This window comes from Microbacterium sp. 22195, from assembly GCF_052056515.1.
Classification (GTDB): domain Bacteria; phylum Actinomycetota; class Actinomycetes; order Actinomycetales; family Microbacteriaceae; genus Microbacterium.
Map to the genome: position 1 here is coordinate 207,561 of NZ_JBQEPE010000005.1, position 11,155 is coordinate 218,715.

An 11,155-nucleotide genomic window follows, 5' to 3' on the forward strand; every position below is an offset into this window, starting at 1 on the left:
TCGGGTGGGATTCAGATCTCGGTGCGGGAGACTCTGTGGTCGACCTTGAACAGTCGTCCGACGCCGATCCGGGCGTCGGCGAGCAGCGCCGAGAGCTCAGGGCCGGTGCGCCCTCGGTTAGGGTGGTCGAGCCACTCCTGGTATGCGGCTTCGTCGGGCCATTCGGCGGTCACGATGATCTCGCCAGACCCGTCGATCGCTGTCGCGATCTCCGAGCTGAGCGCGCGGGTCAGGTCGAGCGACTCCTGCAGGATCTCCTCGCGGCGGTAGAGCTCCAGCACGGCATCCGCCTGCGCGGGCGATGTGTGCAGGGTCAGGACTGAGCGGATCATCGGGTCTCGTACTCCATCGTCTCGAGCTTCGGGGGCGGCGCCACGTTCGTGAACTTCGGTATTCGTGGGGCTGCCCTTGAAACTATCCGCCACGCGTCGAGTCGACCTGTGCAAGTTGCATATTGCGTATACGTTGCGGAATGCAAAAGAATGAAACGACAGGATGCGTGGTCACTCCCGCCTGTGCTCAGAACGGAAGTCGAAGGGAGGGGACGCATGCGGGTCGGAGTCGCAGTACATGAGCGGCACGTCGTCGCCGCACTGATGCGCGCCGACGGGACGTACACGACACTCGCGTCCCCGGTCACCGGCGGCCGGATCGAGCGGTCCGTCGACCTGCTGCTCGAGCGGATCGCACGATCCGAGCAGTCGGTCTCATCGGTCGCGTTCGACGTGAGCGGCGTCCTGAACCACTCGGAGGCGGCACCGCTCGCGGTCGTACGCATCGCGCCGAGGCCGCCCGTCGCGTTCGCGGACGAACCACGATCCGGCGAGACGCCGATCCTTCACGTGCGCGGCGGGCACACGACGCTCGGCGAAGAGCTCGCCCCGTTCGACCGCGAAGGGTTCCGAGCTGCCGCCGCCGCGATCCCCGCCGGAGCCCGCGTCGTGATCACGAGCGTCGGCGCGCTCGTGAACCCCGCGCACGAACTCGCCGCCGGCGAGGTCCTGCTCGAGCGCGGCGGCCCACTGAGCGTGGCGTTCTCACACGCCTTCGATGGAAACTCATTCGCGACCCGGGAGCACACCGCCATAGTCAACAGCGCGCTCGTTCCCGACGCCGACGCGCTCGCGACCGCACTGGCGCTCGTCGCGGGCCGCAGGCTCCCCGACGCCCGCCTCTCTGTCACGAGGAACGACGGAGGTCGTGTGCCGCTCAGCAGGCTTCCGGCCGAGCCCGTCCACTCGGCCTTCTCCGCCGCTCCGATCGAGTTCCTCGGCGCTGCGGCGCTCTGCCGGCTCGACGACGGCGATCTCCTGCTTGCCACCCGGGACGGGCTCGTCCTCGGGACGCTGCGCGCCGGAGCTCCGGCGGTAATCCCGAGGCTCCGCCGGGAGGGCGCCCGCCTGTCGACTCAGGCCGCGCACCTGGTGCCGGCGACCGAGATCCTGATCCATGGACGGACTCCGCCCCCTCGGCTCGTGCGCGTCGCCGAGGCGCCGTTGCCCGGCTGGCTCGACGGCGGTGGAGCCGTGGAGACCGAGGACGACCTGCGGGCACTGGGAGCCGCCTGCGCCCCCCTCTCCGATTGGGCACTCGGGACCGTCGGTGCCGTGAACGCCACGGAGATGGCGCACGAGCTGCAGACGGCCGAGGCACGCGTCCGGGCGAGGCTCGCGGCGTTCGGAGCGCTGCCCTCCTCGGTGCGCATCCTCGAGTCGCAGCTCGTGGCGACGACCTACGAGCACGCCAGAGTCGTCTCCGTGCGCGTCCACGGTGTCGCCGGAGCTCCCGTGGGCGCCCTGCTCGACGATCGAAGGGAGCACCGTGCGGCTCAGCGCTGAGGATGTCAGGCACCTGCGCACCGGCGCGCTCTTCCTCGCCTGCGCGGCCGACCCGGAATGGTGCGACGAGCAGCTGGATCGGATCCTGACCCGGATGACCAGTGGTGACGGCGGCCCCGAGCTGCTCGGAGTCGAGGACTTCGACGCCGATGCGCTCGTCGCGGCCGTCGGCTTCGTCAACAACGGACTCCCGCTCTCAGAGCTTCGACCCGCCGGCGATGAGTTCGTCAGCAGCGTGGAGCTGCTCGAGCGCGAGCTGGGGACTCGCATCGAGGGGCTCTTCCCTCTCGCCGCAGCCAACGTGAATTCGATGGTGCCGCTTCTGACCGGGATGCAGCTCGACCGCCCCGTCGTCGACGCCGACCCGATGGGCCGCGTGTTCCCGCTGCTGTACCAGTCGGTGTTCACCCTCGCCGGCCTGCCGGCCGGCCCCTTGGCCGCGACGGGCCCGGTCGGAGAGTCCGCTTTTCTGCGTGTGAACGAGCCACGGAGAGCGGAGCGGCTCGTCCGTGCGCTCGCCGAGGAGTTCGGCGGATGGTCGGCCACCGCGCTCTATCCGATGACCGCCGCGGATCTCGCGCGAACGGGAGTGCTCGGGAGCGTCTCCCGAATGGTGCGCATCGGAAGCATCCTGGAATCCGATGCACCAGCCCATGAGAAGCACGAGCAACTGCGCCGAAGCGAGGGAGTTCGCCGGATCATTCGCGCCCGAGTCGCCGACGTCGCTGGACTCTCACGGCCTGCACCCGCGGGTGAGCCCGACCACCCGTCGAGCATCGTGCTCATCGAGGAGGCGCAAGGCCGGTTCGTCCAACTGGAGATCCAGAACGAGCTGCTTCTGCTCATGATCGATGGCACTCCGGAAGCAGTGATTCCCGACATCATCACGATGCTGCACCCCGATGACGGTCGCGTCGCCAGTCTCGACGACCTCTGGGTCGGCAACACCCTCGATCTCGTCGTCCTGCCTGCCGCCGAACAGTGGTACACGCCTGAGGGGCGTCGTCTGGCAGCACCGGAGACTCTGCACTCGCTGCTCCCTGACCGCGGAAGGAGTTCGCTATGAACGGATCGGCTGCCGGGGCCGTCGAGCTGCGCGATCTCATCGATGCGCGAGAACTCTCCGGACTCTCGGTGCTGCACCTCGTCTCAGATCGCAGTCCCGTGCGGGATCTGGCCTTCGTCTCCGACTTCGAGGACATCGGTTCGGTGGGCCCCGACACCGTCGTGCTCCTCGCGCGAGGCGCAGCGCGGGGAGGCTGGATGATCTCGGCAGCGCTGCGCCATGCCTGGGAGCGACGCGCGTGCGCGCTCATCGTTCCCGAACAGCCGTTCACAGCCTCCGTCATCGAGCTCGCGAAGAGACTGGAGGTCTCGCTGCTCACCACGCGCCGGGACATGACCCGGCTTGCGATCGACGCGGCGATCCGGATCGGTGCGGCGCGCGCGGAGACGATGGTGCGCGTGAGCGCCGTCGTCACCCGGCTGGCGGAAGTCTCGGGGCCCGCACAGGCGGTCGATCTGCTCTCGGATGAGCTCGGCGGCGCCGAAGTGTGGATCGAGTCGTCCGGAACCCGCACATTCGCGTCGTCTGAGCCGAAGAAGGTCGGCAGCGGGCCGCAGCGCCGATCGATCGTGAAGGCTGAACTTGCGTCCCGGAGCGATGACGGGGGCGATCAGCCGGATCTCCTCCTCGCCAGCGTTCCCGCCAGCGCCTCCGTCTTCGGCGAGCAGCTGCTCGCCGGTGCCGCGCCTTCGCTCAGAGCGTCACTGCTCGCGCAGCGCCTGAACGCGACGCGCTCGTCGCTCCCGGCGATCTCGATCACCGCGCTCACGGGATTCGCTCCGGTCGCCGCGTTCGCCGATCCGGCCGCGCGAGACCAGGAGCAATGGCCGCACCTCCCCCTCGCCGGTTCCTACATTGCCGTGTGTCTTCTCGCTGAGGAGCCTGATCGCCTGGGCGCTCTCGTGCATCAGCTCTGGTTCATGGCATTCCCTGAGGCGCCGCTCGCGCGCTTCGACGGCGGCTGGATCGGCTTCCTGCCCGTCGAGGATTCGAAGCAGCGGACCAGAGCTCTGGACTTGGTGAGGAGCGGACTCGCGCGTGCGGCGGGGGCACCGATCACCGCGGGCTCCTCACGCATCCATCGCGCCGCGGATGAGGCCAGGCGCGCCGTCCGGGAGGCTTGGCTGGCGGCCCGCCTGGCAGTACCCCGCGCGGCGATGCCTGACATGCCCGCCTCCGAGGCATTCGTGGACTTCGACCGCGCCCCGCTGCATCTGCTGGGGCGGCTCGTACCTGCGGATCTCGCCGAGCAGCTCCTGGAGGCACTGTTCCCGCGTCTGCTCGCCGACCCGTCGGCGAGCAGACTCATCGAGTCGGTGCTCGGCTATCTGTCGGCGAACGGATCGATATCGACCGCTGCCGCAAGGCTCGGCCTGCACCGCAATACCGTGCAGGCAAGACTTCAGCGCGCCGCAGAGCTCGGTGTCGACCTCACCGAGCCTGAGAACGTGCTCCCGGTGCATCTCCTCTTCGAGGCCGTTCGCCGGACGGACACCGCCTTCCCGCCCGGGAACAGCTGAGAGCCCCGTATGAATGACGGGAGGGCGGATGCTGTGCAGCATCCACCCTCCCGTCATTCGAGATCCGACTCAGAAGTCCCAGTCGTCGTCCTCGGTGGCCTCGGCCTTGCCGATCACGTACGACGAGCCCGACCCCGAGAAGAAGTCGTGGTTCTCGTCGGCGTTCGGCGACAGGGCCGACAGGATCGCCGGGTTCACGTTGGTGACGGTGGAGGGGAACATCGCCTCGTAGCCCAGGTTCATCAGGGCCTTGTTGGCGTTGTAGTGCAGGAACTTCTTGACGTCCTCGGTCAGTCCGACGCCGTCGTAGAGGTCCTGCGTGTACTGCACCTCGTTGTCGTAGAGCTCGTACAGCAGCGAGAAGGTGTAGTCCTTCAGCTCGTCGCGGCGCTCCGGCGTCTCGGTCTCGAGGCCGCGCTGGTACTTGTAGCCGATGTAGTAGCCGTGCACGGCCTCGTCGCGGATGATCAGGCGGATCAGGTCGGCCGTGTTCGTCAGCTTCGCCTTGGACGACCAGTAGATCGGCAGGTAGAAGCCCGAGTAGAACAGGAACGACTCCAGCAGCGTGGAGGCCACCTTGCGCTTGAGCGGGTCGTCACCACGGTAGTACTCCATGATGATCTGCGCCTTCTTCTGCAGGTTCTGGTTCTCGGTCGACCAGCGGAAGGCCTCATCGATCTCCTTCGTCGACGCGAGCGTCGAGAAGATCGAGGAGTAGCTCTTGGCGTGCACCGACTCCATGAAGGCGATGTTGGTGTACACAGCCTCCTCGTGCGGAGTGATCGCGTCGGGGATCAGCGAGACCGCGCCGACCGTGCCCTGGATCGTGTCGAGCAGGGTGAGGCCGGTGAACACGCGCATCGTGAGCAGCTGCTCGTCGGCGGTGAGCGTGTTCCACGACTGCACGTCGTTCGACAGCGGCACCTTCTCGGGCAGCCAGAAGTTGCCGGTGAGACGGTTCCAGACCTCGAGGTCCTTGTCGTCCTCGATGCGGTTCCAGTTGATCGCATCGACGTGGCTGACCAGCTGAAGCTTCGGAGAGGGAGTCATTTCCTGTAGTCCTGTTCTCGGAGAAATTCTGATCAGAGAGCGATCACAGCATGCAGCTGACGCACTCGGTCATGTCGGTCCCCTCGAGGGCCATCTGACGCAGGCGGATGTAGTAGATCGTCTTGATGCCCTTGCGCCATGCGTAGATCTGCGCCTTGTTGATGTCGCGCGTGGTGGCGGTGTCCTTGAAGAACAGCGTCAGCGACAGGCCCTGGTCCACGTGCTGGGTGGCGGCGGCGTACGTGTCGATGACCTTCTCGTAACCGATCTCGTACGCGTCCTGGTAGTACTCCAGGTTGTCGTTCGTCATGAACGGCGCCGGGTAGTACACGCGACCGAGCTTGCCCTCCTTGCGGATCTCGATCTTCGAGGCGATCGGGTGGATCGACGAGGTCGAGTTGTTGATGTAGGAGATCGAGCCGGTCGGCGGCACCGCCTGCAGGTTCTGGTTGTAGATGCCGTGCTCCTGGATGCTGTCGCGCAGCTCCACCCAGTCCTGCTGGGTCGGGACGAACTTGCCCGCGAACAGCTCCTTGACCTTCTCGGTCTCGGGCTGCCAGGCGCGCTCGATGTACTTGTCGAAGAACGCTCCCGACGCGTACGTCGAGTCCGCGAAGCCGTCGAAGGCCTCGCCGCGCTCGATCGCCAGGCGGTTCGATGCGCGGAGCGCGTGGAACAGCACCGTGTAGAAGTAGATGTTCGTGAAGTCGATGCCCTCTTCCGACCCGTAGAACACGTGCTCGCGCGCCAGGTAGCCGTGCAGGTTCATCTGGCCCAGGCCGATCGCGTGCGACCGGTCGTTGCCGTCCTCGATCGAGCGCACCGAGCTGATGTGGCTCTGCGTGCTCACCGCGGTGAGAGCGCGGATGGCGGTCTCCACGGTCTTGCCCAGGTCATCGGCGTCCATCGCCAGCGCGATGTTCATCGAACCGAGGTTGCAGGAGATGTCCTTGCCGATCTGGTCGTACGACAGGTCGGTGCTGTACGTGGTCGGGGTGTTCACCTGCAGGATCTCGCTGCACAGGTTGGACATGTTGATGCGGCCCTTGATCGGGTTCGCCTTGTTCACCGTGTCCTCGAACATGATGTACGGGTAGCCCGACTCGAACTGGATCTCGGCGATGGTCTGGAAGAACTCGCGCGCGTTGATCTTGGTCTTCTTGATGCGCGCGTCGTCGACCATCTCGTAGTACTTCTCGGTGACCGAGATGTCGCCGAAGGGCACGCCGTAGACCTTCTCGACGTCGTACGGCGAGAACAGGTACATGTCCTCGCCCTTCTTGGCGAGCTCGAAGGTGATGTCGGGGACGACCACGCCCAGCGACAGCGTCTTGATGCGGATCTTCTCGTCGGCGTTCTCGCGCTTGGTGTCGAGGAACCGCATGATGTCCGGGTGGTGCGCCGAGAGGTACACCGCGCCGGCGCCCTGACGCGCACCGAGCTGGTTGGCGTAGCTGAAGCTGTCTTCGAGGAGCTTCATGACCGGGATGATGCCGGAGGACTGGTTCTCGATCTGCTTGATCGGGGCGCCCGACTCGCGGATGTTCGACAGCAGCAGCGCCACGCCGCCGCCGCGCTTGGACAGCTGCAGCGAGGAGTTGATGCCACGGGCGATCGACTCCATGTTGTCCTCGATGCGCAGCAGGAAGCAGCTGACGAGCTCGCCGCGCTGCGCCTTGCCGGCGTTGAGGAACGTGGGGGTGGCCGGCTGGAAGCGGCCGGAGATGATCTCGTCGACCAGGTCGATCGCGACCTGCTCGTCGCCCTCGGCGAGCGCGAGGGCGGTCATCACGACGCGGTCCTCGAAGCGCTCCAGGTAGCGCTTGCCGTCGAAGGTCTTCAGCGTGTAGCTGGTGTAGTACTTGAACGCCCCGAGGAACGTCTCGAAGCGGAACTTCTTCGAGTACGCGAAGTCATTGAGCTTCTGGATGAACTCGAACGAGTACTGGTCGATGACCGCGCCCTCGTAGTACTCCTTCTCCACCAGGTAGTCCAGGCGCTCCTTGAGCGAGTGGAAGAACACGGTGTTCTGGTTCACGTGCTGCAGGAAGTACTCCCGCGCGGCGCGCTTGTCGGCGTCGAACTGGATCTTGCCGTTCGCGTCGTACAGGTTCAGCATCGCGTTCAGCGCGTGATAGTCGAGCCCCTCGTATGCGGGGTTGACCTTGAACTCCACCTGCTCCGTCACTGACTGCTCTTCGAGTGCGCTGTCCACCATCGTTCCAATCCGTCGCTCACGCGATCGACATCATCCGGCGTGCCGAATACCTCCAGCCGGTACAAGTGCGGCACATGACACTTGCGGCTCACGATCTCCCCGGCGAGGCAGAACGCCTCGCCGAAGTTGGTGTTCCCCGCGGAGATCACTCCGCGGATCAGGCTGCGGTTGTGCTCATCGTTGAGGAACCGGATCACCTGCTTGGGAACGGCGCCCTTCTCCTCGCCGCGCCCCTGACCGCCCCCGTAGGTGGGGGTGACGAGCACGTACGGCTCATCGACGACGATCTGCTCGTCGTTTCGGTGCAGAGGGATGCGGCGGGCAGGAAGCCCGAGCTTCTCGATGAAGCGGGCGGTGTTACCCGAGACGCTCGAGAAGTAGACCAGGAGCGGCGCTGCGGTCGCGACTGCGCTCATGGCCGGCCACACTCACGCCAGACGGGCGGCGAGCTCGTCGATCTTGTCGGGACGGAAGCCCGACCAGTGGTCCTCGTCGGTGACGACGACCGGTGCCTGCATGTAGCCGAGCGCCTTGACCTGCTCGAGCGCCGCGGCGTCCTCGGAGAGGTCGTGGATCTCGTACTCGATGCCCTTCGCGTCGAGCGCGCGATAGGTCGCGTTGCACTGCACGCAGGAAGGCTTGGTGTAGACCGTGATCGACATGAATTCCCCTCAATCTCAGCTGTTCTCCGGCAGACCCCCCACCGGGACTTCAATACTACATATAGGGACGGACATTGCGACCGACCACTAGGGATAGTAGTTACATCCGTGTAGTTTTCCACCGCTCTCCCCATGTTCAACACAGCTTCTCCACGGTTTCTTCCACAGCCGGGAACCCCTCGGAACAGCCCGCGAACCGCGTGTTCTCGCGGCTTCCGGGACCGGTCGCCGGATCCATCCACAGGCCGCACGCTACGCCGCGCCACCGACATCCGATTTCCTGTGGAGAACGCTCTTCGGCGTGTCGCGGCGTGTCGCGGCATCCGACACCTCGCGCGCCGCCGCGCGCCCCGGATAGGGTTCTCTGGTGGCGGGATATCGGGACCTTTTTCGCACGCCGGGAGTCGGCCGCATGATCGCGGCGCAGCTGGTGGCGCGCTTCCCCAACGGCATGACGAGCCTGGCGATCCTGATGCACGTCGAGCAGCAGTCCGGCTCCTACGGCGCCGCAGGCCTCGTGCTCGCCGCGGCATCCGTCGGCCAGGCCATCGCGGGCCCGGTCACGAGCCGCTGGATGGGCGCCTGGGGCATGCGCCGCGTGCTCACCCTGACCCTGTCCGTCTGCGTCGCCGCCGTGCTCTGCCTGGCCCTGCTGCCGCTGAGCATCGCCGGCTACATGGCGTTCGCGATGCTCGCCGGGCTCTCCACCCCTCCCGTGCAGTCGGCGGTGCGCACCATCTACCCCAAGCTCGTCAACGCCGGCCAGCTCACGCCGCTGTTCTCGCTGGACGCCTCGCTGCAGGAGATCATCTGGATCGTCGCACCCGTGCTGATCACGATCGTCTCCACCCAGGTCGGCACCGTGCAGGGCCTGCTGCTGGTCGCGATCATCCTCGCCGGCGGCGGCACCTGGTTCATCCTCTCCCCCGAGGTCGGGCGCGTGCGCATCCCGCGCAGCCGGCGCGCGTTCGGACGCGTCGTCCTCAAGCCGCCGGTGCTGCTGGCGACCGTCATCGGCTTCCTCCTGATCGGAGCATGCTCCGCGGTCGAGGTGGGCGTCGTCGCCACCTTCGGGCACGGCGGACTGGAGGCTGGGCTCGTGCTGGCGGTGTTCTCGGTCGGCAGCCTGGCCGGCGGCCTGGCGTTCGGACACATCCCCATCGGCCCGTGGGCCATGGCGCGGCGGCTGCTGATCGTCACGATCGGGCTGGGCCTGACGATGGTCACGCTCAACGTGTTCTGGATCGGCGGCACGCTGCTGCTCGCGGGCATCGGCATCGCCCCGGCCCTCGCCGTGCTGTTCGCGATCACCACCGCGAGCGTGAAGTTCAGCGAGACCGCCGAGGCGTTCGGCTGGGCGGGCACCGGGCAGCTGATCGGCGCCGCGGCGGGCTCCGCGGTCGCGGGCATCCTCATCGACGCCGGTGGACCCACGGGTGCGTACCTCGCCGCGGCACTGTTCGCCCTGGCCGGACTGATCGTCTCGGTGGTCTTCATCCGCGCCTTCCCCGACCTGCGGCACCGCGATCCCAGCCCCTACCCCGACACCGAGACGCTCTCCATCCCGACCGTCCGCCCCTGACCGTCCGCGCCCGACCGGCGCGGCATAGGCTGGGCGCGTGAGCACCTTCGACGCCGCAGCCCTCCTCTCCGACGACCTGCTGGAGCGCATCCGCGAGCGCGCCGCCGTGCACGACCGCGAGAACACGTTCCCGCAGCAGGACCTCGACGAGCTGAGGGAAGCCGGATATCTCTCGATCCTCGTGCCCGCCGAACTGGGCGGCGCGGGCCTGGGACTCGAGCAGGCGGCCCTGCTGCAGCAGCGCCTGGCCACCGCATCCCCCGCCACGGCGCTCGCCGTCAACATGCACCTGGTGTGGACCGGCGTCGCGAAGGTGTTCAGCGACCGCGGCGTGACCGGGCTCGAGTTCGTCCAGCGCGGCGCCGTCGCCGGCGAGGTCTTCGCCTTCGGGATCAGCGAGGGCGGCAACGACCTCGTGCTGTTCGGCAGCGACACGGATGCCGCGCCCCAGCCCGACGGCGGCTACGCCTTCACGGGCACCAAGATCTTCACCTCGCTGGCGCCGGTCTGGACGAAGCTGGGCCTACATGGCCTGGACACGACCAGCGCGGATGCTCCGAAGCTCGTCTTCGCGTTCATCGACCGCACGGATGCCGTGGTCACGGGCGACGACTGGGACACGCTCGGCATGCGCGGAACGCAGAGCCGCACGACCCGCCTGAACGGCGCGATCGCCGCACCCGAGCACGTGGTGCGCCGGATCGATCCTGGGCCGAATCCCGACCCGATCGTGTTCGGCATCTTCAGCGTGTTCGAGATCCTGCTCGCCTCGGTATACACCGGCATCGCCCGGCGCGCCCTCGACCTGGCTGTCGAGACCGCGCAGAAGCGCCGCTCGAAGAAGTCGGGCACGACGTACAGCCAGGACCCGGACATCCGCTGGCGGGTCGCGGGCATGGGACTTGCGTACGACGCACTGCCGCCCCAGATCTCCGCCCTGGCCCGCGACGTCGACGAGCTCGCCGATCACGGCCCGCGCTGGTTCACCCTGCTCTCGGGTGTGAAGCATCGCGCGGTCGTCATGGCCAAGCAGGTCGCCGATGAGGCGATGCTCGTGGCCGGCGGCGGTTCCTACTTCTCCTCCAATGAGCTCTCGCGTCTGTATCGCGACGTGCTCGCCGGGCAGTTCCACCCTTCCGACCCGGAGTCCGCGCATGCCACTGCCGCAACTGCCTGGCTCGGACCACTGGAGGGCTGAGACCTTCGATCCGCTGACCCT

The 11,155-nt window shown here is 67.1% G+C and carries 10 protein-coding genes; 5 read left to right on the forward strand and 5 right to left on the reverse strand.

Going from position 1 to position 11,155, the window contains the following annotated elements; genetic code table 11:
* Positions 1-11: 11 nt before the first annotated feature.
* Complete coding sequence (locus ACTJJ4_RS15135; protein ID WP_440944086.1) at positions 12-332, reverse strand: putative quinol monooxygenase; 321 nt, start codon at positions 330-332, stop codon at positions 12-14.
* A 216-nt stretch (positions 333-548) separates the two neighbouring features.
* On the opposite strand from ACTJJ4_RS15135, the gene ACTJJ4_RS15140 reads away from it, so the two are divergent.
* Genes ACTJJ4_RS15140 through ACTJJ4_RS15150 form a run of 3 tightly spaced genes read left to right on the forward strand, consistent with a single transcriptional unit; the run spans position 549 to position 4,424 of the window.
* On the forward strand, positions 549-1,838 hold the full coding sequence (locus tag ACTJJ4_RS15140; RefSeq protein WP_440944087.1) for a hypothetical protein: 1,290 nt from the start codon (positions 549-551) through the stop codon (positions 1,836-1,838).
* Entirely contained in the window at positions 1,822-2,904 is a 1,083-nt protein-coding gene (locus ACTJJ4_RS15145) for a DUF917 domain-containing protein (RefSeq protein ID WP_440944088.1), read from the forward strand. Before ACTJJ4_RS15140 ends, ACTJJ4_RS15145 begins: the two co-directional genes overlap by 17 nt.
* Positions 2,901-4,424, forward strand: coding sequence for a PucR family transcriptional regulator (locus ACTJJ4_RS15150; protein ID WP_440944089.1), 1,524 nt, complete (start codon positions 2,901-2,903; stop codon positions 4,422-4,424). Before ACTJJ4_RS15145 ends, ACTJJ4_RS15150 begins: the two co-directional genes overlap by 4 nt.
* A gap of 69 nt (positions 4,425-4,493) precedes the next feature.
* Here ACTJJ4_RS15150 and nrdF read toward each other — a convergent pair whose 3' ends face one another.
* The 4 genes from nrdF to nrdH are packed head-to-tail and all read right to left on the reverse strand — an operon-like array spanning position 4,494 to position 8,354.
* Positions 4,494-5,474: a class 1b ribonucleoside-diphosphate reductase subunit beta gene (nrdF, locus tag ACTJJ4_RS15155; RefSeq protein WP_285636393.1), complete on the reverse strand. Its 981-nt coding sequence runs from the start codon at positions 5,472-5,474 to the stop codon at positions 4,494-4,496.
* A 43-nt stretch (positions 5,475-5,517) separates the two neighbouring features.
* Positions 5,518-7,692: a class 1b ribonucleoside-diphosphate reductase subunit alpha gene (nrdE, locus tag ACTJJ4_RS15160; RefSeq protein ID WP_440944090.1), complete on the reverse strand. Its 2,175-nt coding sequence runs from the start codon at positions 7,690-7,692 to the stop codon at positions 5,518-5,520.
* On the reverse strand, positions 7,659-8,108 hold the full coding sequence (nrdI, locus tag ACTJJ4_RS15165) for a class Ib ribonucleoside-diphosphate reductase assembly flavoprotein NrdI (protein WP_440944091.1): 450 nt from the start codon (positions 8,106-8,108) through the stop codon (positions 7,659-7,661). Before nrdI ends, nrdE begins: the two co-directional genes overlap by 34 nt.
* A gap of 12 nt (positions 8,109-8,120) precedes the next feature.
* Positions 8,121-8,354, reverse strand: coding sequence for a glutaredoxin-like protein NrdH (gene nrdH / locus ACTJJ4_RS15170; protein ID WP_292701083.1), 234 nt, complete (start codon positions 8,352-8,354; stop codon positions 8,121-8,123).
* A 412-nt stretch (positions 8,355-8,766) separates the two neighbouring features.
* Between nrdH and ACTJJ4_RS15175 the strand changes: the two genes are divergently transcribed.
* Both ACTJJ4_RS15175 and ACTJJ4_RS15180 read left to right on the forward strand, forming a co-directional pair.
* Entirely contained in the window at positions 8,767-9,936 is a 1,170-nt protein-coding gene (locus ACTJJ4_RS15175) for an MFS transporter (protein ID WP_440944092.1), read from the forward strand.
* Between the two features lie 37 nt (positions 9,937-9,973).
* The gene (locus ACTJJ4_RS15180; RefSeq protein WP_440944093.1) at positions 9,974-11,134 is read left to right on the forward strand and encodes an acyl-CoA dehydrogenase family protein; all 1,161 of its coding nucleotides are present in this window, start codon (positions 9,974-9,976) and stop codon (positions 11,132-11,134) included.
* Positions 11,135-11,155: the final 21 nt, after the last annotated feature.

What these genes read in the sequence shown, in the direction of transcription:
- ACTJJ4_RS15135 (WP_440944086.1), bottom strand. Translation starts at nt 332, where the DNA reads ATGATCCGCTCAGTCCTGACCCTGCACACATCGCCCGCGCAGGCGGAT.
- ACTJJ4_RS15140 (WP_440944087.1), top strand. Translation starts at nt 549, where the DNA reads ATGCGGGTCGGAGTCGCAGTACATGAGCGGCACGTCGTCGCCGCACTG.
- ACTJJ4_RS15150 (WP_440944089.1), top strand. Translation starts at nt 2,901, where the DNA reads ATGAACGGATCGGCTGCCGGGGCCGTCGAGCTGCGCGATCTCATCGAT.
- nrdF (WP_285636393.1), bottom strand. Translation starts at nt 5,474, where the DNA reads ATGACTCCCTCTCCGAAGCTTCAGCTGGTCAGCCACGTCGATGCGATC.
- nrdE (WP_440944090.1), bottom strand. Translation starts at nt 7,692, where the DNA reads ATGGTGGACAGCGCACTCGAAGAGCAGTCAGTGACGGAGCAGGTGGAG.
- nrdI (WP_440944091.1), bottom strand. Translation starts at nt 8,108, where the DNA reads ATGAGCGCAGTCGCGACCGCAGCGCCGCTCCTGGTCTACTTCTCGAGC.
- nrdH (WP_292701083.1), bottom strand. Translation starts at nt 8,354, where the DNA reads ATGTCGATCACGGTCTACACCAAGCCTTCCTGCGTGCAGTGCAACGCG.
- ACTJJ4_RS15175 (WP_440944092.1), top strand. Translation starts at nt 8,767, where the DNA reads ATGATCGCGGCGCAGCTGGTGGCGCGCTTCCCCAACGGCATGACGAGC.